The sequence below is a fragment of the Sulfitobacter sp. S223 genome (assembly GCF_025143825.1).
Taxonomy (GTDB): domain Bacteria; phylum Pseudomonadota; class Alphaproteobacteria; order Rhodobacterales; family Rhodobacteraceae; genus Sulfitobacter.
In genome coordinates, this window is sequence record NZ_CP083560.1 from 1,771,799 (window position 1) to 1,793,747 (window position 21,949).

Annotated in this window: 23 protein-coding genes, 1 tRNA gene and 1 other RNA gene; 16 read left to right on the plus strand and 9 right to left on the minus strand. The window is 55.5% G+C overall.

Going from position 1 to position 21,949, the window contains the following annotated elements:
- Positions 1-35: 35 nt before the first annotated feature.
- Positions 36-929, plus strand: a complete 894-nt coding sequence (locus tag K3757_RS08520; protein WP_260001012.1) for a fructose bisphosphate aldolase — start codon at positions 36-38, stop codon at positions 927-929.
- A 157-nt stretch (positions 930-1,086) separates the two neighbouring features.
- On the opposite strand, the gene K3757_RS08525 is transcribed toward K3757_RS08520, so the two are convergent.
- The 8 genes from K3757_RS08525 to K3757_RS08560 form a co-directional block, all read right to left on the minus strand.
- Positions 1,087-1,320, minus strand: a complete 234-nt coding sequence (locus tag K3757_RS08525) for a ribbon-helix-helix domain-containing protein (protein WP_260001013.1) — start codon at positions 1,318-1,320, stop codon at positions 1,087-1,089.
- Positions 1,317-1,493 (minus strand): DUF4169 family protein, encoded by a 177-nt coding sequence (locus tag K3757_RS08530; RefSeq protein ID WP_260001014.1) that lies wholly within the window; start codon positions 1,491-1,493, stop codon positions 1,317-1,319. Before K3757_RS08530 ends, K3757_RS08525 begins: the two co-directional genes overlap by 4 nt.
- Positions 1,490-2,881, minus strand: coding sequence for a class II fumarate hydratase (fumC, locus tag K3757_RS08535; protein WP_260001015.1), 1,392 nt, complete (start codon positions 2,879-2,881; stop codon positions 1,490-1,492). Before fumC ends, K3757_RS08530 begins: the two co-directional genes overlap by 4 nt.
- Positions 2,882-2,945: 64 nt before the next feature.
- Positions 2,946-3,434, minus strand: a complete 489-nt coding sequence (locus tag K3757_RS08540) for an SspB family protein (protein ID WP_260001016.1) — start codon at positions 3,432-3,434, stop codon at positions 2,946-2,948.
- 70 nt (positions 3,435-3,504) lie between these two features.
- Positions 3,505-4,749, minus strand: a complete 1,245-nt coding sequence (gene chrA, locus K3757_RS08545; protein WP_260001017.1) for a chromate efflux transporter — start codon at positions 4,747-4,749, stop codon at positions 3,505-3,507.
- Entirely contained in the window at positions 4,746-5,561 is an 816-nt protein-coding gene (locus tag K3757_RS08550) for a sulfurtransferase/chromate resistance protein (RefSeq protein WP_260001018.1), read from the minus strand. Before K3757_RS08550 ends, chrA begins: the two co-directional genes overlap by 4 nt.
- Positions 5,562-6,052: 491 nt before the next feature.
- Positions 6,053-6,402, minus strand: a transfer-messenger RNA (tmRNA) gene (ssrA, locus tag K3757_RS08555).
- Entirely contained in the window at positions 6,403-6,756 is a 354-nt protein-coding gene (locus K3757_RS08560) for a DUF4345 domain-containing protein (protein WP_260001019.1), read from the minus strand.
- Positions 6,757-6,961: 205 nt separating this feature from the next.
- On the opposite strand from K3757_RS08560, the gene K3757_RS08565 reads away from it, so the two are divergent.
- Positions 6,962-7,390, plus strand: coding sequence for a L,D-transpeptidase (locus K3757_RS08565; protein ID WP_260001020.1), 429 nt, complete (start codon positions 6,962-6,964; stop codon positions 7,388-7,390).
- 23 nt (positions 7,391-7,413) lie between these two features.
- Here K3757_RS08565 and K3757_RS08570 read toward each other — a convergent pair whose 3' ends face one another.
- A complete protein-coding gene (locus tag K3757_RS08570) occupies positions 7,414-8,145 on the minus strand; it encodes a FadR/GntR family transcriptional regulator (protein ID WP_260001021.1) in 732 nt (243 codons plus the stop codon).
- Between the two features lie 263 nt (positions 8,146-8,408).
- Here K3757_RS08570 and acuI point away from each other — a divergent pair, with 263 nt between their 5' ends.
- The 14 genes from acuI (at position 8,409) to K3757_RS08640 (ending at position 21,942) form a co-directional block, all read left to right on the plus strand.
- Positions 8,409-9,395: an acryloyl-CoA reductase gene (acuI, locus tag K3757_RS08575; protein WP_260001023.1), complete on the plus strand. Its 987-nt coding sequence runs from the start codon at positions 8,409-8,411 to the stop codon at positions 9,393-9,395.
- The gene (locus K3757_RS08580; RefSeq protein ID WP_260001024.1) at positions 9,392-9,889 is read left to right on the plus strand and encodes a hypothetical protein; all 498 of its coding nucleotides are present in this window, start codon (positions 9,392-9,394) and stop codon (positions 9,887-9,889) included. Before acuI ends, K3757_RS08580 begins: the two co-directional genes overlap by 4 nt.
- A 62-nt stretch (positions 9,890-9,951) precedes the next feature.
- Positions 9,952-11,175, plus strand: coding sequence for an aminotransferase class V-fold PLP-dependent enzyme (locus K3757_RS08585; RefSeq protein WP_260001025.1), 1,224 nt, complete (start codon positions 9,952-9,954; stop codon positions 11,173-11,175).
- Positions 11,176-11,242: 67 nt separating this feature from the next.
- The gene (locus K3757_RS08590; protein WP_260001026.1) at positions 11,243-12,667 is read left to right on the plus strand and encodes a deoxyribodipyrimidine photo-lyase; all 1,425 of its coding nucleotides are present in this window, start codon (positions 11,243-11,245) and stop codon (positions 12,665-12,667) included.
- A gap of 65 nt (positions 12,668-12,732) precedes the next feature.
- Complete coding sequence (locus K3757_RS08595; protein WP_260001027.1) at positions 12,733-13,941, plus strand: cyclopropane-fatty-acyl-phospholipid synthase family protein; 1,209 nt, start codon at positions 12,733-12,735, stop codon at positions 13,939-13,941.
- A gap of 30 nt (positions 13,942-13,971) precedes the next feature.
- On the plus strand, positions 13,972-14,412 hold the full coding sequence (locus K3757_RS08600) for a TrgA family protein (RefSeq protein WP_260001028.1): 441 nt from the start codon (positions 13,972-13,974) through the stop codon (positions 14,410-14,412).
- A 3-nt stretch (positions 14,413-14,415) separates the two neighbouring features.
- Complete coding sequence (locus K3757_RS08605) at positions 14,416-15,519, plus strand: NUDIX domain-containing protein (RefSeq protein WP_260001029.1); 1,104 nt, start codon at positions 14,416-14,418, stop codon at positions 15,517-15,519.
- A 45-nt stretch (positions 15,520-15,564) separates the two neighbouring features.
- Positions 15,565-16,599 carry a cysteine synthase A gene (locus tag K3757_RS08610; protein WP_260001030.1) on the plus strand — a complete coding sequence of 345 codons (1,035 nt, stop codon included), beginning with the start codon at positions 15,565-15,567 and terminating at the stop codon, positions 16,597-16,599.
- Complete coding sequence (locus K3757_RS08615) at positions 16,596-19,007, plus strand: DUF3772 domain-containing protein (RefSeq protein WP_260001031.1); 2,412 nt, start codon at positions 16,596-16,598, stop codon at positions 19,005-19,007. Before K3757_RS08610 ends, K3757_RS08615 begins: the two co-directional genes overlap by 4 nt.
- Positions 19,004-19,723 (plus strand): alanyl-tRNA editing protein, encoded by a 720-nt coding sequence (locus tag K3757_RS08620; protein ID WP_260001032.1) that lies wholly within the window; start codon positions 19,004-19,006, stop codon positions 19,721-19,723. Before K3757_RS08615 ends, K3757_RS08620 begins: the two co-directional genes overlap by 4 nt.
- Before the next feature lie 69 nt (positions 19,724-19,792).
- Positions 19,793-19,882 (plus strand) — tRNA-Ser (locus K3757_RS08625).
- Between the two features lie 133 nt (positions 19,883-20,015).
- Complete coding sequence (locus tag K3757_RS08630; RefSeq protein ID WP_311201754.1) at positions 20,016-20,591, plus strand: DUF6538 domain-containing protein; 576 nt, start codon at positions 20,016-20,018, stop codon at positions 20,589-20,591.
- 437 nt (positions 20,592-21,028) lie between these two features.
- Positions 21,029-21,163, plus strand: a complete 135-nt coding sequence (locus K3757_RS08635) for a hypothetical protein (protein WP_260001035.1) — start codon at positions 21,029-21,031, stop codon at positions 21,161-21,163.
- A 341-nt stretch (positions 21,164-21,504) separates the two neighbouring features.
- Entirely contained in the window at positions 21,505-21,942 is a 438-nt protein-coding gene (locus K3757_RS08640) for a TadE/TadG family type IV pilus assembly protein (protein WP_260001036.1), read from the plus strand.
- Positions 21,943-21,949: the final 7 nt, after the last annotated feature.

Below are 21,949 nucleotides of genomic sequence, written 5' to 3' on the forward strand. Positions count from 1 at the left end.
CGACAATTGGTTTCCAGCTTACAAAGGCAATATTCATGTCCGCAAAAGACGCACAACGCACCCGCATCGCAACAGCACCCGGTTTTATTGCCGCGCTGGACCAATCTGGTGGGTCGACGCCTAAAGCATTGCAACAATACGGTGTTGAGCCGTCAGACTATTCTGGAGATGCCGAGATGTACGCCGCCGTGCACGCCATGCGCAGCCGCATTATTCTGTCGGACCCTTTCACCTCTGAAAAAGTTCTGGGCGCCATCCTGTTTGAGCGGACGATGGACAGCGATATCAATGGCAAACCCACAGCACAGATATTGTGGGAAGAGCGCGGCGTGGTCCCATTTCTGAAAATCGATAAAGGTCTCGCGGATGAGGCAAACGGTGTTCAGCTGCTCAAACCGATGCCTGATCTGGATGCTTTGTTGGCTAAGGCCAATGAGAAGGGCATCTTTGGCACGAAGGAACGCTCGCTTATTCTTGAGGCCAACGCGCAAGGCATCGCGGATGTGGTTGCCCAGCAGTTCGAGGTGGCAAAGCAAGTGGCTGCCGCCGGGCTGGTGCCGATTGTCGAGCCCGAAGTTCACATCGACAGCGCTACCAAGGCAGAGGCAGAGGGTATGCTGGAAGCCGAAATAATAAAGCATCTGAATGACTTGCCAGATGGTGTTGATGTTATTCTTAAGCTGACGATTCCGACAAAGGCGGGTCTGTACGACGCTGCCGCGGATCACCCGCGCGTCTTGCGCGTGGTCGCATTGTCGGGCGGTTACTCTACCAACAAAGCATGTGATCTTCTGAGCCAAAACCACAAGATGATCGCGAGCTTTAGCCGTGCCTTGGCCGAAGGGTTGAGCGTCAAGATGAGCGATGCAGAGTTTGACGCAGCGCTTGGCCGGAACATCGACCAGATCTTTGCGGCATCGGTTGCCTAAGGCGCTGAGATTTCAAATATCAAACGGACACCTCTAGGAAATCTCCTAGAGGGTCATGCAGATGTAATAGTTTTTTGGAAACGGGATGATTTGATCAGCGTTTTCTAGAACGTAGATTGCAACAGATCACTCTGCGAAAATTTTCATAAAGATTATACTAATCGGATCGCGGCAAACGATCCTTCAAACTTGCCAAAACATAGACGCGGATGGCCGAGGCCAATCCGCTGTCCATTCCACGCTTTGCATCAATTTCGGCAACTAGTGCGTTGATTGGCATGGATTTTAATCGCGCAATTGCGCGTAGCTCTGCCCAGAATGGAGCCTCAAGTGAGATAGAGGTGCGGTGCCCGTGCAACGTGACGGAGTGTTTGACGGGCCGCGCGCTCATGTTTCTCGCTTATGACCTTCGAGATTGCGTGCAATCTGTTCCGCGCGCGCCTTCAACGCCTCTTTCTGCGCCTTGGATTGGCCGAAAGCGACAGCGTTTTCATCCGCGCGCGCCTTACGAGACGTACGGCCGCGCTCTTTGCGGATTTTATTGAGGTTCAGGGGCGTGGTCATTTCGGTCCAATCATATTCTCCGGCCGCACCACGCGGTCGAATGTTTCGGCATCGACAAAGCCAAGCGCGATTGCCTCTTCTTTGAGGGTCGTGCCGTTCTTATGCGCCGTTTTCGCAACTTTAGTTGCGTTATCGTAGCCGATTTCGGGGGCCAGTGCAGTGACCAACATCAGCGATTCACGCATCAGTTTCTCGATCCGGTCGGCGTCAGCTTTCAGGCCAACAACAAGGTTATCGGTGAACGCAGATGCCGCATCGCCCAAAAGCTGCATGGATTGCAGGACGTTATAGGCCATCATCGGCTTGTAGACGTTCAGTTCGAAATGTCCCTGAGAACCGGCAAAACCAACGGCGGCGTCGTTGCCGAAGACATGGGCGCAAACTTGTGTCAGCGCTTCGCACTGTGTCGGGTTCACTTTGCCGGGCATGATTGAGCTACCAGGTTCGTTTTCGGGCAGGATCAGTTCCCCCAGACCGCAACGCGGGCCGGAGCCAAGCAGGCGGATGTCGTTGGCAATTTTGAACAGCGAAGCCGCAACGGTTTTCAGGTGTCCCGAGATTTCGACCATCGCGTCATGCGCTGCCAGTGCTTCAAATTTGTTTGGTGCTGTGATGAAGGGCAGGCCAGAAATGCGCGCCATGTTGGCGGCTACTGTTTCGGCCCAGCCTTTGCGGGTATTCAGACCTGTGCCAACGGCTGTGCCGCCCTGCGCCAGTTCATAAATACGGCCAAGGCCTTCTTCGACGCGGCGAATGCCCATGGCAACCTGATGGGTGTAGCCAGAGAATTCCTGCGACAGCGTCAGAGGTGTTGCATCCTGCGTGTGGGTGCGGCCAATCTTGATGATGCCGTCAAACTCTTCGACCTTGGCTTGCAGGGCTGCGTGCAGCTTTTTCAGGCCGGGCAGCAGAACGTGATGCGCTGTTGTCGCCGCGGCGATGTGCATAGCTGTCGGGAATGTGTCGTTGGATGACTGACCCATGTTGCAGTGATCATTCGGGTGCACCGGATCTTTGGAGCCGATCACGCCGCCCATGATTTCGATCGCGCGGTTGGCGATGACTTCGTTGGCGTTCATGTTGGATTGCGTGCCAGAGCCCGTCTGCCAGACCACCAGTGGAAAGTTGTCGTCGAATTTGCCTGCAACCACTTCGGAGGCTGCCTGCACAATCGCCTTGCCGCGCGCGTCGTCAAGAGAGCCTTGCGCCATGTTCGCTTCGGCACAGGCTTGTTTGATGACGCCTAATGCGCGCACGATGGCAATCGGCTGCTTTTCCCAACCGATGGGGAAGTTCATGATAGAGCGTTGCGTCTGTGCGCCCCAGTACTTGTCGGACGGTACTTCCAATGGGCCAAAGCTGTCGGTTTCTGTGCGTGTATCGGCCATGGGGCAGGCTCCTGATCTGATATGTTCAGGCGCTGTTTAGCGGCTGCCGCTGTTCCGCGCAAACCTATGTTTTGCGAAAACTGTCCAGAGACACGATTTCAGCGGCCTTTGCCGGTGTTTCCTCCACCTCAAGCTCGGATTCGTCGGTTTGGGGCAGATCGGTGGGCTTGGACGATGGTTTTGTCTTTGCTTCCTCATCTTCTTGCTGTTCGAACCGCAGGCCGAATTCCACAGAAGGGTCAACGAACGTCCGGATGGCGTCATAAGGAATATACAGAGGCTCGGGCGCATCGCCAAAGTTCAGCGTGATAGAGAAGCCTTCATTGGTCACTTCGAGGTTGTCATACCAATGCTGCATCACAACTGTCATCTCATCGGGATAGCGGTCTGACAGCCAATCGGCCAGCTCTGCATCGGGGTGGGATGTGTCGAACGTGATAAAGAAATGGTGCGCGCCCGGCAGCCCGTTGTCAGCCACATCCAGCAGGACGTTGCGGATCAAGCTGCGCATGGCATCGTGCATGAGATTGCCGTAGTCGATGGTGCGGCTCATGTCATGTCCCTCAGGTGTGTTAATTCGCCTCCATCATAGGTGATTCCGGGCGGGATGAAAGGGCCTGCTCTCAGATCAGTCCCAGCCCGAGTGCGCAAACCGCCAGAAGCGCCATCGCAGGTAAAAATCCCATCCGCAGGCCAAGCATCAGGATGGCAGCAAGCGCCGTCAGTCCAGCAGCCTCAGGATCGAAACTGGTCCAGTCGGGCAGGGGAAGCGGCAAGGAACCCACTGTGCCAACGCGGCTGAACAGGACGTGCAGGGCGAACCAAACCGTGAGGTTTGCAATCACGCCCACCACCGCTGCGGTGATCGCCTGCAACGCCGCGGTCAGTCGTGGTTGCGCGCTGAGCCGTTCAAGAAATGGACCAGCCAGAAATATCCATAAGAAACAGGGCGTGAATGTCACCCAAAGTGCCAATAAGCCGGCCGCGATGGCACCGCTTGTCCCTGATTGCGCGTATCCAGCCAGCAATGCCACGAATTCAGTGACTAATATCAGCGGTCCGGGCGTGGTTTCGGCGAGGCCCAAGGCATCGATCATGGCCTCGGGCGTGATCCACCCCAAATCGGTGACGACAGTTTGGGTCATGTAGCCCAAGACCGCATAGGCGCCGCCAAACGTCACCACAGCGAGTTTGGAAAAGAACAATCCCAGTTCAAGCAGGAATTGCTGATCCAAGATCCATAGCGCCAGAAGCGGCGCCGCCCAAAGCGCACCCCACAGGATGAGGATACGGATGGGATCGGCCCGAACATCATGGGGGGGAGCGATCTGCGGGGCAGGGGTGGGCTGCGCGAGGCCCCAAAGCCCCGCTGCAATGATAATCACGGGAAACGGCAGGCCAAAGACGAATAGGGCAATGAACGACAACACAGCAAGCATCCAGCCCTGTAAGCCGATCAGCGCTTTGCCAGCCACTTTTCGCAGGGCCTGAAACACGACAACGATAACGGCTGCTTTGATGCCTAGAAACGCGGCTTGAACCAGTGGCAATTGACCATAAACCGCATAGAGCAGCGCAAGCACGGCAATGACCAGCGCACCGGGGATCACAAACAGCAGTCCGGCCAGCAGCCCGCCTGATGTGCCACGCATACGCCAACCAGCATAGGTCGCCAGCTGCATCGCTTCGGGGCCGGGCAAAAGCATGCAGAGGCTGAGTGCGCGCAGGTAGGTTTGCTCAGTCAACCATGCACGTTTGCTGACCAGCTCTTCGTGCATCAACGCGATCTGCGCCGCTGGTCCACCAAAGGAAAGCAGGCCAATCCGTCCGAAAACGCGGGTCATCTCCCGCCAGTCCGGCGCGTTCATTGCCGGTGTCCCGCAGGCCAGTCGTGACCTTCGTTGGTTCCGTCACGTGCCCAGCGATACATCGCATCATAGATAGCCATACCTGCTTCCATCTGCGCGGTATCATCGCGGTACTGGCGTGACAGGCCGACTGAGATGGCAAGTAAACCAGCCGCTTGAGGCGCAAGATCGTGATTGTTGGTGTCTGCAGCGCGAACCACCGTTGCCAAACGTGCCAATGCGGGCATGTTCAATCCGAATTCATCCAGCATCGTGTCAAAGGTGCAGTGATCACCCCGATGCGACCAATGCACCCCTTCGATATCAAAGGGCTGCGCACCGAACCGCTCCGCCACGCTGGCGACTTCAGAAGGTGAGACAAAAAGAAATCGCGCCTTGCTATCGACAAAACGGCGGATGAGCCACGGACATGCAATGCGGTCGATCTTGGGGCGGTGGCGCGTAACCCATAAAGTCGATCCACACACCGATGGCGGTACAGCGGCAGCAGGCACGCGCGGTGCATCAGGGTGCGCGCTCCAGCCGGTATTTCCGTTCTGAAGATACTCTGCGGTGATCCCGTCACAGCGCAAATGTGCAGCCACACCCTGACTAAGCTTTAGCCCCTTTTGGCAGACGATCACGCATGCGCGGCCCTTAAGGAGTTCTTTTAGGCCTGCAAGATCAGTGTGGGCGTGCCGAAAGGCGCCAGGGATCAAAAAAGGATCCAATGCAAAATCATCATCAGTCGACACGTCGACAATTGCGGGCGCGTCTGGCAGGCCGATAAGGCGGATCAATTGAGAGGAAGTTATTTCATTTGGGGCAGCCATGGCATGCATCCTTCCGTATTTGGAAAAATGCGAACCTCTGGCTGGCGCCTCACGGGGCGTTCGCAGATATCCCCTTGCGGTATGACATGCCATGCACGGGCGGATCGGTCAAGCAGCTGCGATTGGTGCATGCAGATGAAAGCAGCGCACCTTTCGCTCTGCTTCTGTCCGTTTAGGGTTAATTCTCTGACCGGTTGTTGATAATTCCTGCCAGATTTTGCGTCGGCGTTCGAAAGGCCACTACAAAAGGAATAAATGTAAAGAAAACGATTGGTCGACGGTGGGACTGGAATGGAAATCCAGGATAGGGTGAGCATGATCTCGACAGGAGCACTGCTGGCAATTGGCGTCATGTCTCTCGGCAATAAAACCCGCGGACCTAAGTACACCAGCTTCGACGCATCGTGGCCCTGCGCCTGACATGGAACGGTCCATGTGCCAGACGGGGTGCACAAGCTGCTATGCGGGGCAGTTGATAAGAATGTTGGAAAGGTGCCGGATTCTGTTGCCAGGCTCCGGCGGGCCCCGCCTTAGGTCGCTAAACGTAAGGACTTAGGTTTCAATAGTTCCGGTCGCTTACGCGGCCATCGCCATTGGAGCACGATTGTCATTTGCAATTGTACAGTTTTCGCCGATAACGGTGGCAGACAGCCGAGATAAAGCATAACCCCTTTAGACGTTCGTCGATCCTGTTTCGACCCCATGATCCGCAAATGACGGATTATTGGTGGAGTCGCCGGGTACCGCCCCCGGGTCCGAACCGCTTATTACGAGCGCGTTTATATCCATAGTCCCGAAGGACATCCCATAGATAGAGGCGTGGCGCGCGCAATTCAAGACCCTAGAGGTTCGTGCCGAGGGCAATCGCTGCGATCGCGACCTCGCTGGTGAAAAAAATCCACTTTAGCCGTGTAGTTCCGTCCAAAAGCAACGAAGTAAGCCGACCCAAAGCGCCGCCGCCCCAAATGAAGCCGAGCATCGCAAAGGCGGACGGTGCGCCCAAAAGCAGCGCGCCAAAACCAGCCACAACAAACAAGGCACCTGAGGCCGCGCGAATTTCTGATGTACCCATTGTTGATCCGGTGTCTCGGAGATCAAGCGTGCGCATCGTGTATTCTGGCCGCAGCCACCCCAGCGCGCCAAAACCGATGCTAAGAAGGGCCAAAGCCCAATTGATAAGGGTCACAAAGTCCATTTAACTCTCCGGTATGTTATCTTGAACGCTACTTGGTTGCGATTTTTTAGTCTAACGCATCCGGCGCAACATTGGTTGCCACAACGATCCGGTTAAGGACGAGGGAAAGCGATTGCTTGAGCTGGTGGCATTCAGCCTTTCAAGGTTAACATAATTTGCGTGATATATTGTGATGGCTGGGATTCGCGTTGAAAGTGCTCCTCAAATGAAGATTTTATCCGTCACTCTACTAATAATGTCGCTGCTGAGTTTCGCTTCTAGCGAGGGTACTGCAGGGCAGGTGGTTGCAGATGTGGATTTGTCCGAGCAGGCAATGCGTGTCTATTTGGATGGAGAGGAAATTCATTTGTGGCAAGTCTCGACCGGTCGCGAAGGCAAGGCCACGCCGCGGGGTATTTGGCACGCCCAATGGCTGTCGCGGGATCATAAATCCAGCCTTTATAACAATGCGCCGATGCCTTATTCGATCTTTTTCACTGGAAATTACGCGATCCATGGAACGAACGAGATTAGCAAACTTGGTACGCCGGCCTCATCCGGGTGCATTCGTCTTCATCCGGATAACGCGGCCAAGCTCTTTGCCCTGACGCGAATGGTCGGGTTGCGTAATATGACGGTAATTGTTCAGGACTAGCTGTGTGCGGCCAGCCAATTCCTCTAGTCTTGCGCGGCGCGGGCTGCAAACACGCCTGCACCTAGCGTCTGGGTTTCCTCCTCAAGCGCTGTGAGGCCGCCCAAAACCGCATCGGCATCCTGTGCCTCTACCGCGTCCGCAATTGCCTTGTGCAGAGCCACGATCCGCGCGCGGTCACGGGCAGAGAAGGTGATCATGTTCATCAGCGGCTGCATTGCTTCGACCGCACCGGCAAGCTGGTAAGACAGAACAGGATTGCAGGCCCCGTCCACCAATGCGCGGTGAAACGCCACATCCGAGCCGCAGAAGGCTTCGTCTGTGAGGCCCGGTTGGGATTGCCGATGTATTTCCGCACGCATGTCCGCAAGATGGTCTGCCGTCCGACGCTGAGCGCTCAGTGCCGCACAGGATCTCTCCAGCGCGAACCGCGCCTCACAGGCCGTCTCGAAGCTCACCTCGTTCATTGACAGCAGCAGGGTGGAGGTCGTGATTTGCTGGGCATAGGCGTCAGGAAAGCTGATGCGGTTGACAAATGCTCCGCCAGTGGCACCGCGCTGCGTCCGGATAAGCGATTGGGCTGCCAGTCTTTTTAGCGCCTCGCGTACCGTGGGGCGGGACACTTTGAACTGTTCTGCAAGTTCTGTCTCGGATGGTAGGCGCGCATCCACAATCAACCGGCCCGCGATGATTTCATCACGGATGGCGGTGGCAATCTGGGCAGGGAGGTCGGCAGGGCTTTGAGGGTCGAGTTTCATATGTCATACATTTACTATTTGGCAAAAGCCTAATTGTCTGACATTAAATTTGCAACGCATGAGTCGTCGGGTGCGGCTGTGTCACGGCAGTTTGGCACAACATTATGATTGTCCTTTCTGTCAGGTGACTATCAGCAAGTCCGACAGGCTTTGGCGGATTGAGAGTTCGGGGCCGAGGGGCCAGCCCCTCGGACACCCCGGGATATTTTTGGCCAAAAGAAATGGCCGGACAAATTGGGGAAAGCCCCCGGAGGGAGAGTCACATGTTTGATGCATTGATCGTAAACAAGGACGACGAAGGAAATACGTCGGCAGAGATCACGCAGATTTCCGAGGATCAGTTGCCGCACGGTGAGGTTCTGGTGGCGGTTGAGTATACGACTGTGAACTACAAAGACGGGCTGTGCATGAGCCCGGGTGGCGGCGGTCTTGTGCGCAAGTACCCGCATGTGCCGGGTATCGATTTCTCCGGTACGGTCGAGGAGTCTTCTGATCCGCGATACAAGGCCGGTGACAAAGTCGTTCTGACGGGGTGGCGTGTGGGTGAAGCCCACTGGGGTGGCTACGCCCAGAAGGCGCGCGTGAAGGCAGATTGGCTTGTGCCTCTGCCAGACGGGGTTGACGCCCGTCAGGCGATGGCTGTGGGAACCGCAGGCCTCACCTCGATGCTGTCGGTTATGGCGTTGGAGGATCACGGGATTAAAGCGGGTCCGGTACTGGTGACCGGTGCTGCTGGCGGCGTCGGTTCGGTCGCAGTGGCGATACTGGCGAACCTTGGATATAAGGTTGCGGCTGTGACAGGGCGCCCCGATACAGCGGATTACCTTATGTCGCTTGGTGCCACGCAGATTGTAGCGCGCGAAGAGATCAACGAGACGGTGAAGCGTCCGCTGGAAGGCGAAACGTGGGGCGGCTGTGTTGATGCCGTGGGCGGCGCCATGCTGGCGCGCGTGCTTGGACAGATGGAATACGGTGCCTCTGTTGCGGCCGTTGGTCTGGCGGGCGGTGCGGGTTTGCCTGCGTCTGTGATCCCGTTCATTCTGCGTGGTGTGAACCTGTTGGGCATCGACAGTGTGATGCAGCCCTATGATAACCGCCTGCGGGCTTGGAAACGCATCGCGACAGACCTTCCGATGGACAAGCTTGAAGCGATGGTTGTGCCGGCCAAGATGTCGGACCTGCCGAAGCTGACGGCTGACATCCTGAAAGGTCAGGTTAAAGGCCGCGTTGTGGTTGACGTTAACGCGTGACCCTTACGGAATGCCCTGTCCCGCAAGACGCGTTTCTGGCGCGATACGTGGGGCAGGGCGCCACCTATACCGATTGCTTTGTGGCCGACATCGGGCGGGGCGTGACGCTTGAGGAGTATCTGGAGGCTTTCTACACCACACCGCTATTTCGGGCGGAACGTGCTGTGTTGACGGTGATCTTGCGCAGGCGGATCACAAGCAACGAACTTTCGCAGATGGTGATCGGAGCGCAAGACCGGTTTGCCGCATGGTATGTGGAAGCGCGCAGTGATGACCAGATCATCTTGTGTGACCTCTTAGGCTCTACGCGGTCGTGGTTCTCGGTAAACGCCATCTCTGGAGGCACAAGGCTGTCCTTTGGCTCCGCTGTTGTGGCGCCATCGCAGCCAAGGTTGCCCTTCGCCGCGCGGTTGGCCATGCCGTTCCATCGTGCCTATGCGCAAGCTTTGCTCAGGGCGGCGCATCGGCGGCTTTCACGCGCGTCAAAGCGTTAAGTTTCTTGTGAGTCCTGTGATTTTTGTTTGACGGCTGGGGTCGGTTCAAACATCCTACCGCTATGAAATTAGATATAGAATTCGTGCGCAGCCAGTTTCCAGCTTTTGCGGAACCTGTGTTGCAGGGGCAGGCGTTTTTCGAGAACGCTGGTGGTTCTTACACATGTGGTGCCGTGATAGACCGGCTCACCCGTTTTTATACGCAGCGCAAGGTGCAGCCCTACGCGCCCTATGCGGCAAGCACCCTTGGTGGCGAAGAAATGGACGAGGCGCGCAGCCGCATGGCGGCGATCCTCGGGGTGGATACAGACGAGCTTTCTTTTGGTCCATCTACTACGCAAAACACCTATGTGTTGGCGCAGGCATTCGGGCAGATGATGCAGCCCGGAGAGGCGATTATCGTTACCAACCAAGACCATGAGGCCAATACCGGCCCCTGGCGCAGGCTTGCGGAACGCGGCATTGAGGTGCGCGAGTGGGCGATTGACCCGGAAACCGGCCATCTGGACCCCGCTGATCTGGAAAAATTGCTGGATGACAAGGTGCGGCTTGTGTGTTTCCCCCACTGCTCGAACGTTGTGGGAGAGATCAATCCAGTCACTGAAATCACTGCGCTCGCGCATTCTGCTGGGGCGTTTGTGTGCGTAGATGGCGTGTCCTATGCGCCGCACGGGTTTGTGGATGTGGGCGCTCTTGGACCTGATATTTACCTGTTTTCTGCGTATAAAACCTATGGGCCGCATCAAGGCTTAATGGTTATCCGCCGCATGCTCGCAGAGCTTTTGCCTAATCAGGGGCACTATTTTAACGCTGATACACTGTATAAGCGGTTTACCCCTGCTGGTCCCGATCATGCGCAGGTCGCTGCCTGCGCCGGTATGGCGGACTATGTCGATGCGCTATACGCGCACCATGGTGGCGGTGATGCCGATGCTGCTGCGCGTGGCGTGGCCGTGCATGATTTGATGCGGGGGCACGAAACCGCATTGCTTCAACAAGTGCTGGATGCGGTCAAAGATCGCAATTCTGTTCGTCTGATTGGGCCACAGGAAGCGGGGCAGCGGGCACCGACAGTGGCGCTTGCGCTGAACCGCGCTGGATTGGATGTCGCGCGTGATCTGGCAGAAAAGGGGATCATGACAGGCGGCGGCGATTTCTATGCCGTGCGTGCCCTCAAGGCGATGGGCGTTGATGTGGAGAAGGGCGTTCTGCGCCTCAGTTTTACGCATTATACGTCCCAAGCTGAAATAGATCAGCTTTTGAACGCTTTGGATGATGTTTTATGAAACCTATGCCTTGATCCTATCGTGGTTGGCCTAATTCGTAGAAAATGAATTATAAGGTCTGGTAGAGTTGAGCGACACATCCCCCATCCTGATATGGCTCCGCCGCGATTTGCGGTTGAGCGATCACCCTGCGTTCCATGCCGCGTGTTCCACGGGGCGGCCGGTTATTCCGGTCTTCATCCTCGATCCTCTTTATGAGGGCTTAGGAGCCGCGCCAAAATACCGGATGGGTCTTGGGTTGGAACACTTCGGGGAAACGTTGGCCGAAAAGGGCAGCAGACTGATCCTTCGCCGTTCGGATAGCGCCCTGGACGCGCTGAAAGCGTTGCTGAAAGAGACGGGAGCGGGCGCGGTTTACTGGACGCGCCAATATGATCCAGACGCCGTTGCACGCGATCGCGGTGTGAAGTCGGCGCTCAAGGAAGACGGGATCGACGCGCGGTCTTTCGGTGGGCATCTGATGTTTGAGCCGTGGACAGTTGAGACCAAAACCGGCGGTTACTATAAAGTTTACACACCTTTCTGGCGCTCGGTAAAGGATCGCGACGTGGATGAACCGTTGTCCGCCCCGTCGGATATTCCCGTGCCAGAAAGCTGGCCCGCTTCTGATGATCTGAAAGACTGGCAGATGGATGCTGCGATGAATCGCGGTGCCGAGGTGCTTCGTCCTTTTCTCCAATTGGGTGAAAAGGCCGCACAGTCCCGGCTTGGCGCATTTCTTGCCCATAAAGTGGCTGATTATAACACCAACCGCGATTTGCCCTCGGTTGATGGAACATCGAACCTGAGCGAGAATCTTGCCTTGGGCGAGATAAGTCCGCACCAGTGCTGGCATGCCGGCCAGCGTGCGCTGCATGAGGGTAAATCGGGGGCGGAAACGTTTTTAAAAGAGCTGGTCTGGCGTGAGTTTGCCTATCACTTGATGCATCACACGCCGCGCATATTAACCTCTAACTGGCGCGAGGAATGGGCAGGCTTTAACTGGAACGAGGACGAGCGACACGCCGAAGTCAAAGCGTGGAAACAAGGCCGCACCGGTATTCCTTTTGTGGATGCAGCTATGCGCGAAATGTATGTGACGGGCCGGATGCACAACCGTGGCCGGATGATCGTGGCAAGCTATTTGACAAAACATCTGCTATGCCATTGGAAGATCGGGCAAAAGTGGTTTGAGGACTGCTTGATCGATTGGGACCCGGCATCAAACGCGATGGGTTGGCAATGGTCGGCAGGCTCTGGCCCTGATGCCACGCCGTATTTTCGTGTTTTCAATCCGGTCAGCCAACTTGATAAGTTCGACAAGCAGCACGCGTATCCCGATCGTTGGATCGCTGAAGGGCGTAGCGCCCCGAGTAAGGACGCACTGGCATATTTCGACGCGATACCACAGCGGTGGCACATGTCGCCCGATGATCCCTATCCAGAGCCGATTGTCGATGTCGGAGACGGCCGTAAGCGCGCCTTGCATGCCTATGAAAATAGGGATTTTTAAGTGAATTCAATTGATGAAATTGACAAATTCGCTATGGTAATAAAACCGGAAGACAGGAACCTGACATGATTTTGACAACAGCCGAAGGACAGAAAAATCTGCCGCGGTACTTTGGCCGCGTGCTTGGCATGGCGTCTTCTTTGCGTCACGGTCGGATTGATTTTGTTCTGCCAGACGGCCGTCATTTCCGCGCTGAGGGGACAAAACCCGGACCTGTTGCTGAACTGCATGTTCATAATGACGATCTTTTTGCCCGTCTGATCCGCGAAGGGGATCTGGGATTTTGCGACGCCTACCTTGATGGCTGGTGGAGCACGCCCGATTTGCAGGCTTTCATGGACTTCATTCATGCCGACAATGAAGAGCTTTATGACGGTTTTCCGGGCATGGGTCTTGTCCGGAAGTTCGAACAGCTTCGCTTTTGGCTGCAGCGCAATTCAAAACAGCAAGCTCGGAAGAACATCTCCTATCACTATGATTTGGGGAACGACTTTTACGCTTTGTGGCTGGATGAAACAATGAGCTATTCCAGTGCGATTTTTCGCGATCCGCAGCAAAGCATGGAAGCAGCCCAAATCGAGAAATATAAGTCCATGGTGGACGAAATGGGGGTTCAGCCCGGTGACCATGTGCTGGAAATCGGCTGTGGTTGGGGCGGCTTTGCGGAATATGCTGCGGCGGAACGAGGCCTTAAGGTCACCTGCCTGACAATCAGTGAAGAGCAGTTTAGGTACGCAGTAGAACGCATTGAAAATGCTGGATTATCCGATAGGGTCTCGTTCAAGCTGCAAGATTATCGAGATGAAAAAGGTGTTTACGACGGGATCGCTAGCATCGAGATGTTCGAAGCGGTGGGTGAAAAATACTGGCCGGTGTATTTTGACACTGTGCGTGAGCGTCTCAAGCCCGGAAAAACGGCTACGTTGCAGATCATAACAGTCGCGGATCGTAGGTGGGATGTCTATAAACGCGGCGTTGATTTCATTCAGAAGTATATCTTTCCGGGTGGCATGCTGCCCAGCCCCTCAGCGTTGCGCCAGCAGATAGAGAAGGCCGGACTTGCGGTTGAGAGGTCGATCGAATTCGGCAAAAGCTACGACATCACGCTGCGGCGCTGGCATGAAACGTTCAACGAAAAGTGGGACGATATTGCTGATATGGGCTTTGACGAGCGGTTCAAGCGGATGTGGAATTTTTACCTCACTTCCTGCGCAGCAACATTTGATAGTGGAAATTGTGATGTAACGCAGATTACGGTGCGCAAGCCGGGGTGATCCCGTCTTAGGCACTAGAGGAAGATCGCAATGCCCACAGCTGCACGTCTTGTCGCGGGAGTTCTGCTCGCTATTTTGGCTTGGATCCTGTCTGATCTCATTCGTCCGCTGATGCCCGAAGGCACAGATTTTGGCTGGTTCAACTATGTGAACGCCCTTTTGGGGTTACTTGTTGGCTGGTTCGTGATGGGCAGCCGGGCAGGACGTGGTATTGTTCCGGGCATCAACAACGGTGTCACTGGTGTCGCTGTTCTGTTCATCTACGCGCTTGGTGTCCATTCCTGCTACGAGATGTTCCGCCTTGCGCTGCGCAACCGCTATGACAGTCCGATGGAGGCGATCACCGCGATTTTCCTGATTGCATCTGAATTTGGTCTTATGATCGCTACCGCGCCTGTGATCATCACAGCGGCCATCGGGGCTGTGGTTGTCGGATTGGCGACAGACTCTGCTGCCAAGAGGTGGCGCTAAGGCATGGCCGCGCTCTTTTTTTACGGCAGCTTGCGGCACGCGCCGCTTCTCGAAATCGTGCTTGGCCGGTCCTTGCCGCCAGAAAACTTTCAGGCGGCCGTATTGTGCGATTACGCTGTTTACGCAGTTGTAGATCAACCTTTTCCGATGTTGGTGTCCAAGGCCGGTGGCCGCGCAGAAGGGCTTTTGGCCAGCGGTCTTACTGCGTCGGATGTGGCGCGCCTGAACTTTTACGAGGGCGGTTTCGCCTATGATCTGGTGGATATTGTTCTAGAAAACGGAGAGGCCGCGCAGGTTTATCTGTGCCCACCAGATCAGTGGCCACCAGATGGCATTTGGGATTTCGACGCTTGGGTTGATCTGTGGGGGGCAATGTCATGCTATGCGGCGCAAGAGGTGATGGGGTATCTGTCCTCACATGGTCGCGATCAGGTTGCGGGCATGTTCCCTCAGATTCGGGCGCGCGCATGGTCAAGAGTTTTAGCTGATCGCGATAGTTCAGATAAGGACGTGTTCGACGGTACCGTTGATGTGACGCGCCAGAAGCGCGCCTATGTCGGCTTTTTTGCCTTGGACGAAGTGAACCTGCGCCACAGCCGCTTTGACGGAAGTATGTCGAACGAGCTTAAGCGGTCCTACTTTATCGCCAGCGACGCCGCCTTGCTCCTGCCGTACGATCCAAAGCGCGACCGCGTGCTGGTGGTGGAGCAAATGCGCGTAGGTCCTTTGGGCCGGGGCGACAGTGATATCTGGCAACTGGAGCCGATCGCTGGTCGGGTTGATCCGGGCGAAAGCCCCGAACAGGCGGCCCGTCGCGAAGCGCTTGAAGAAGCCGAACTTGAGATCGGAGTGCTCGAAACGGTTGCGCAGGGCTATGCCAGCCCCGGAGAGTCGACCTGCTATTTTCACATTTTCGTGGGCCTCGCCGATCTGCCGGATGATGCAGCGGTTGTCAGCGGTCTGGACAGTGAAGACGAAAATATCCGCTCCAGACTAATTTCGTACAATGATTTCATCGGCATGGCTGAACGTCAGGCAATAGCAAACACGCCGTTGGCGCTGCTTGCCTATTGGTTGGCGCATCACCGAAGCAGGTTGAGGTCTTGACGCAGCAGGGTTAGATGTAGGGCGCATAATAAACGAGGTGCCCTGATGCAAGTAGCGCGCGATCTGGAACATGCTGTGGGCAATACGCCCTTGATCAAATTGCGCCGTGCGAGCGCGGAAACCGGCTGCGAGATTTACGGCAAGGCCGAGTTCATGAATCCGGGCCAGTCTGTAAAAGACCGCGCAGCGCTGTTCATCATTCGGGATGCCATAGCCCGTGGAGATCTCAAACCGGGTGGCACGATCGTTGAAGGCACTGCCGGCAACACGGGCATAGGTTTGGCGTTGGTCGGGGCCTCTATGGGGTTCAAGTCCGTGATCGTCATTCCGGAAACCCAGTCCGAAGAGAAAAAACAGATGTTGCGCCTTGCCGGAGCAGAGCTGGTTCAAGTGCCTGCTGCCCCTTACCGCAACCCCAATAACTTCGTCCGCTATTCCGAACGGCTGGCCAAGGAGCTGGCGCGCACAAGCAACGAAGGTGTGATCTGGGCCAACCAGTTTGATAATGTGGCAAACCGCCAATCCCATATCGAAACGACCGGCCCAGAGATCTGGGCCCAGACAGATGGCAAAGTAGATGGTTTTATCTGCGCTGTAGGTTCTGGCGGTACGCTGGTCGGGACTGCGATGGCCTTGCAGCCCAAAGGCGTGAAAATCGGGATTGCCGATCCGGATGGTGCAGCGCTTTACAGCTATTACACGCGCGGCGCGCTTGAGATGGAGGGAAGTTCGATTGCCGAAGGTATTGGACAGGTCCGGATCACCCGGAACCTTGAGGGGTTCAAACCCGATTTCGCCTACAACATCCCCGATGCAGAGGCGCTGCCGGTCGTATTTGATATGCTTGAGCACGAAGGCCTATGCCTTGGGGCATCCTCTGGCGTGAATGTCGCGGGTGCGATGCGAATGGCGCGTGAAATGGGGCCAGGGCATACAATTGTTACCATTTTGTGTGACTACGGCACGCGCTATCAGTCCAAGCTTTTCAATCCTTCGTTCCTGCGGGAAAAAGGATTGCCCGTACCGGAGTGGCTGGACCGCGAACCGGCCGACATCCCAGCGGTATTTGAAGACGTATGATCAGCACTCTTAAAGGCGGCCTGATGCGGTTCGTCGCGCTCATGGGGCTGCTGCTGCTGCTTTGCGCTGGTGCAGCACATGCACAGCACTTGCCCGGCGTAAATATGTCGGAGTGGCTTGATCTGGCGGAGCGTGCCGAAACCTTGGTGGATCAGGCTGATACGTCAGATGAATCACTGGAAAGCCTGCGAAGCGATATTGCTGACTACCGCGAGCAATTTAATGAGGCCCGCAATGTTAACGCGGTACGTATTACCAGCCTGCGCGACCAGCTGGCGCTTTTGGGTGCGGAGCCGCCGGAAGGCGAAGGCGTGCCGGAAGCCGCAGAAGTCGTTTCCAAACGCAAAGAACTGGAAGGGCAGCTTGCCGAATTGATGGCACCTGTTCAGGTCGCTGATAGCGCTTATGCGCGTGCAGATGGCCTTGTGGGTGAAATCGATACGATACTGCGCAACCGCCAGACAGAGGCGCTGCTGGAGGTTGTCGAATCGCCTCTGGTACCAACGCATTGGCCTGTGGCTCTTGCGACGCTGAATGCGGCCGTGTCCAAGCTATGGAGCCAGCCCGAGGAGGACGCGCTAAGCGCACGGCGAACCGAGCTGATACGCAACCTGCCGGTGATCCTGTTTTCGACAGTGGCTGGATTGATCCTGATTTTCCGCGGCCGTCGATGGTCCACAAAGATTGTCACACGCTTTAGCAGGGTGGGCGGGCGCAGCCTAAGTGTCTGGCGCTTTGTGTTTTCGCTGCTGCGGATCGTATTCCCGCTGATTGGCCTGTCTCTACTGGCCTTTGCTGCGCTGACAACGGGCTATCTGGGAGAGCGCGGCGATCAGCTTGTTCTTCTGATTCCGTTTCTGGGCGGTCTCATGCTGGGTTTTCGTTGGGTGGCCGAGCAGATATTTTCCCGCGAGGATGACGAAGCACTGCTGGAGCTGAGCCAGAAAGACCGGAGCGAGGCACGCTTTCTGGTAAGCGGCATCACATTGCTGATTATCATCAACATGCTGTTGCTGCGGATCATCGCGCTAGATGACGGGGACAGCATGACGAAAACGGTGGTGAGCTTTCCGTTCACCGTTATGATCTCTTACGCCATCTACCGGATTGGCCGTTTGTTGCGCCATTCCGGTGCCGAAGTGGTCGAGCAGGAGGACGATGAGCTTTCGCGCGCAAGCACATTGGGACGGATTGTGCGTAGCTTGGGGACCGCGTCTATTTGTGTGGCCATTGCGGCACCACTGTTGCAGGCGGCAGGCTATTATAATGCCAGTGCATTTGTTCTTCATCCCACTGTCCTGACGCTGGTCATTCTTGGTCTGGTGCTTGCTCTCCAGAGGTTCAGTGCGGACGTATACGGGATGATCACAGGGCAGGGCGTGCAAGCGCGTGATGCGCTGATGCCGATCTTCTTCGGGCTGGTTCTGCAGCTGATGGCGCTGCCTGTCCTTGCGCTGGCTTGGGGAGCGCGGGTATCGGACCTGACAGAGATCTGGGCCGCTTTCCGGCGCGGATTTTCCATCGGTGAATCGCGCATATCGCCAACGGACTTTTTGACATTTGCACTCATTTTCACCGTTGGATATCTTCTTACAAGGCTTGCCCAAGGAGCGCTGAAAACCAACGTCTTGCCAAAGACACGGATCGACAAGGGCGGCCAAAACGCCATTGTTTCCGGCCTTGGGTATGTGGGGATTTTCCTTGCAGCGCTGGCCGCGATTACGGGTGCCGGTATCGATCTCAGCTCGCTTGCCATTGTCGCTGGTGCGCTGTCGGTCGGGATCGGTTTCGGTTTGCAAAACATCGTCTCGAACTTTGTCTCCGGTATCATTCTTTTGATCGAGCGCCCGATTTCGGAAGGCGACTGGATCGAGGTTACGGGAGGAGAGATGGGTTTTGTGCGCGATATCTCCGTGCGCTCAACCCGGATCGAGACCTTCGACAAGACGGATGTCATTGTGCCGAACGCTGATCTAGTAAGCGGCACAGTCATCAATTACACGCGTGGCAATACGCTTGGCCGGGTGATTATCCCGATTGGCGTTGCTTATGGCACCGATACCAAAAAGGTAGAGGAGATACTGCTTGAGATCGCGAACGCCCAACCCATGGCTCTTTCAAATCCTGCAGTGCAGGTATTGTTCCTGAACTTTGGTGCGTCCTCCATGGATTTTGAAATCCGCATTTTCCTGCGTGATGTGACTTGGCTCAACGTCGTCAAGAACGATGTGAACCACGAAATCGCCCGTCGCTTTGCAGAGGAAGGGATAGAGATACCATTTCCGCAGCAGGATATTTGGTTGCGCAATCCCGAGACGCTTAGACCAGCCAAGTCAGAGGGTGAGAACACATTGCCTCCAAAAGCGACGATTGGCGTCAAAGCCGAAGATAAAGATGCTGACCAATGACGACAAAGCTGTTCCTTGAAGACCCGTACCAAAGGGACGCAAAAGCCCTGGTCGTGGCTCATACCGCCGAAGGGGGCATCGTATTGGATGCTACGGTGTTCTACGCAAAAGGGGGCGGTCAGCCCGGTGACAGTGGTGTGCTGAGTTGGCAGGGCAATCGTCTGGCGATTGCGACAGCCGTGAAAGGTGAGGGCGACCAGATCATCCTTGTTCCGTCAGAGCCGTTGTCGCTGCCGCCGATAGGCGCTCAGGTATTGCAGCAAATGGATTGGGACCGCAGACACAAACATATGCGGGTGCACACAGCGCTGCATTTGCTGTCTGTTGCGGTACCTTTCGGTGTGACTGGCGGCGCCATCTCTGCCACGCACGGAAGGCTTGATTTTGATATGCCCGACGCGCCCGAAGACCGGCAGGCGATCGAAGAAACCCTGAACGAATTTGTCGAACGCGACGCGCGGGTCAGTGATGGATGGATCACAGAGGCGGAACTTGAGGCAGCGCCTCAGTTGGTGAAAACAATGGCGGTAAAGCCGCCGCGCGGGTCAGGCGATATTCGGTTGGTGCGCATTGGCGAAGAAACCGACTGGATAGATCTGCAACCCTGCGGTGGTACCCACGTTGCACGCACCGGTGAAATCGGGGCGCTGCGCCTTGGAAAGATCGAAAAGAAGGGTCGGATGAACCGCCGGATCTACCTTCACCTCGATAGCTGAATATTAACGACAACTAGGTCCACTTTCGGGCTTGCATATACGCGTGCTACCTTGCTAAAGACCCCCCACGGACAGGTGGCCGAGTGGTCGAAGGCGCACGCCTGGAAAGTGTGTAGGCGGGAGACCGTCTCCAGGGTTCGAATCCCTGTCTGTCCGCCATGACCATTTTTCAAGAAAACTTGGAACCTCATATTTTACGCGTACTTACCCCTCTAAAGGGTGTTTTGCGTGCGGTATGGGGCAATCGAACACCCCGAAATTGCTACACGGCAGGTTCGTCGCTGGGTGTGTTATGTCTGTGCACAAACATGGAAACCAGTGGTGCCTGCGCCGCCGTGTGCCTGTGGAATTTCAGCAGGTCGAATCCTGCTCGGAGGTCTGGATCAGCTTGAGAACGGATTCTCGACGTCTTGCATGCGAGAAAGCACCGGCGGTTTGGAACGAACAGGTTGCGGCATGGAAAGCTCGTTTGTCTGGTCATGATGACGACGCGGTGAAACATTTTGAGGCTGTTCAGGATTTTGCGTCGGCCAAGGGCGTGCGGTACATGCCGCTGGATCAGGTGGTGCAACTGCCGATCGACACCCTGCTGGACCGGATTGAAACTATCGCCAATCGTGACCAGAGGCCTGACCCGGTTGAGGCAGCAGCCGTTCTGGGGACAAAGCAGCCTCCTGCGTTGACTGTCACGCAGGCGCTGGAGACCTATTGGGCGCTGGTTAAAGACAAGACCTTTGGCAAAAGCGAGGATCAGAAGCGGCGTTGGGAGAACCCGCGAAAGAAGGCTGTCCGGAATTTTGTGAGCGTTGTCGGTGACAAGCCAATCAACAACATCACCGTTGATGAAATCCTGGATCTCCTGCGCTAGGGAAGGGCGGAGAGCTGCCGTTCGCTGCGTGCCTGACATGCGATAGGTCCGATCGCACAAGCGGTCATTCAAATACAAAGACAGGTTTCCCGACAAAACATCCAATCGGCATGTCGTTTGTTAAAGAGAAATATAGGTGAAATGGTTGGCAATGCCGATTGTTCTGGTCGCGGCAGTAGCCGAAATTCGGCACATCACCCGACCTGCAGCTGTGATTACATCGGTGGAGGAAGATACCCTCCAGGAAATACCGGATGATGCTATCGCCAGCCTTCGCATGCCGGCCTCCTTATTCGGCCAACAGCGGATAGGAAAACAGCATATGGGTTTTCTGGCTCTGCACGCCATGGGAGAAATGCACAGGCAAGGCTATTATTGCACAGCTTCTGGTTCACCAGATTTACAAGTCCAACCACCACGGTGGTATGGCGTTCGTTATGGCAGCACAGAATTGTATTCGAGCACACCGCTGGAAATTTGGCGACATGCCAATTGCGCAACATATTACGCAGACCGATGGTTTTTTTATTGCTGCCTATATCTGCGCGTTGCAGCGGGAAATCGACATCTGAAGAATACCAAACCAATAGTCATTTACGTCGACACAAACCTCCGGAAAGAGCGAGCTGGAAGGATATGGGATTCGCTCGCGCCGACGCATTTTGGACGATTGGTTAATTGTAATGGTTGATCAGGCGGCTTTGCATCATTTCTGTGTTCTGAGATATTTCTAAGTCTTTGTGATATGGGCATTTTTCTAAATTGCTGATTTTATTGGGTTATAAGTATAACTTTGTAAAATCATCTTTCGAACAGAATCTCGCCTCCATTAGAAGCAAGTGTGAAGAAGCGGAAAGCCCGGCAGAGCGCTGGACCCGAAAGCAGCAGTGAACCAACGGATTGTGAGCACAACATGACCATCATTAATGCGTCTATGCACGGCACCAAGTTTACTTTACGTAATGGATCGTCGAACTTCTTTAACAATGAAGAGGGGAGCGCGACGATTGAAACGGTCATATGGCTTCCGATTTTCACCATTTTGCTGACCATGATTATAAATCTGTCGATGGTGTTTTTCAGTGAATCTCAAATTCTTCGTGTCGTCCAAGACGGCAATCGCGCATTCTCCTTGGGCCGCCTTGAAGATGGTGCAGCGGTGGAAGCGTACATTGGCGAGAAACTTGCATATCTCAGCGCGGACCTGTCAATTCAATCGACGATAGCGGGCGGTGAAATCTCTACAGTACTTACCACGCCAGCAACGAACCTCATGCCGTTTAACATGATGTTCTCAGCATTTGATGGCATAAACATCGGTGTGCGGGCCCAACACCTGATTGAGTTTTGATATGGAT

What these genes read in the sequence shown, in the direction of transcription:
- K3757_RS08520 (WP_260001012.1), top strand. Translation starts at nt 36, where the DNA reads ATGTCCGCAAAAGACGCACAACGCACCCGCATCGCAACAGCACCCGGT.
- K3757_RS08525 (WP_260001013.1), bottom strand. Translation starts at nt 1,320, where the DNA reads ATGAGCGCGCGGCCCGTCAAACACTCCGTCACGTTGCACGGGCACCGC.
- K3757_RS08530 (WP_260001014.1), bottom strand. Translation starts at nt 1,493, where the DNA reads ATGACCACGCCCCTGAACCTCAATAAAATCCGCAAAGAGCGCGGCCGT.
- fumC (WP_260001015.1), bottom strand. Translation starts at nt 2,881, where the DNA reads ATGGCCGATACACGCACAGAAACCGACAGCTTTGGCCCATTGGAAGTA.
- K3757_RS08540 (WP_260001016.1), bottom strand. Translation starts at nt 3,434, where the DNA reads ATGAGCCGCACCATCGACTACGGCAATCTCATGCACGATGCCATGCGC.
- chrA (WP_260001017.1), bottom strand. Translation starts at nt 4,749, where the DNA reads ATGAACGCGCCGGACTGGCGGGAGATGACCCGCGTTTTCGGACGGATT.
- K3757_RS08550 (WP_260001018.1), bottom strand. Translation starts at nt 5,561, where the DNA reads ATGGCTGCCCCAAATGAAATAACTTCCTCTCAATTGATCCGCCTTATC.
- K3757_RS08560 (WP_260001019.1), bottom strand. Translation starts at nt 6,756, where the DNA reads ATGGACTTTGTGACCCTTATCAATTGGGCTTTGGCCCTTCTTAGCATC.
- K3757_RS08565 (WP_260001020.1), top strand. Translation starts at nt 6,962, where the DNA reads ATGAAGATTTTATCCGTCACTCTACTAATAATGTCGCTGCTGAGTTTC.
- K3757_RS08570 (WP_260001021.1), bottom strand. Translation starts at nt 8,145, where the DNA reads ATGAAACTCGACCCTCAAAGCCCTGCCGACCTCCCTGCCCAGATTGCC.
- acuI (WP_260001023.1), top strand. Translation starts at nt 8,409, where the DNA reads ATGTTTGATGCATTGATCGTAAACAAGGACGACGAAGGAAATACGTCG.
- K3757_RS08585 (WP_260001025.1), top strand. Translation starts at nt 9,952, where the DNA reads ATGAAATTAGATATAGAATTCGTGCGCAGCCAGTTTCCAGCTTTTGCG.
- K3757_RS08595 (WP_260001027.1), top strand. Translation starts at nt 12,733, where the DNA reads ATGATTTTGACAACAGCCGAAGGACAGAAAAATCTGCCGCGGTACTTT.
- K3757_RS08600 (WP_260001028.1), top strand. Translation starts at nt 13,972, where the DNA reads ATGCCCACAGCTGCACGTCTTGTCGCGGGAGTTCTGCTCGCTATTTTG.
- K3757_RS08605 (WP_260001029.1), top strand. Translation starts at nt 14,416, where the DNA reads ATGGCCGCGCTCTTTTTTTACGGCAGCTTGCGGCACGCGCCGCTTCTC.
- K3757_RS08610 (WP_260001030.1), top strand. Translation starts at nt 15,565, where the DNA reads ATGCAAGTAGCGCGCGATCTGGAACATGCTGTGGGCAATACGCCCTTG.
- K3757_RS08615 (WP_260001031.1), top strand. Translation starts at nt 16,596, where the DNA reads ATGATCAGCACTCTTAAAGGCGGCCTGATGCGGTTCGTCGCGCTCATG.
- K3757_RS08620 (WP_260001032.1), top strand. Translation starts at nt 19,004, where the DNA reads ATGACGACAAAGCTGTTCCTTGAAGACCCGTACCAAAGGGACGCAAAA.
- K3757_RS08630 (WP_311201754.1), top strand. Translation starts at nt 20,016, where the DNA reads ATGTCTGTGCACAAACATGGAAACCAGTGGTGCCTGCGCCGCCGTGTG.
- K3757_RS08635 (WP_260001035.1), top strand. Translation starts at nt 21,029, where the DNA reads ATGGCAGCACAGAATTGTATTCGAGCACACCGCTGGAAATTTGGCGAC.
- K3757_RS08640 (WP_260001036.1), top strand. Translation starts at nt 21,505, where the DNA reads ATGACCATCATTAATGCGTCTATGCACGGCACCAAGTTTACTTTACGT.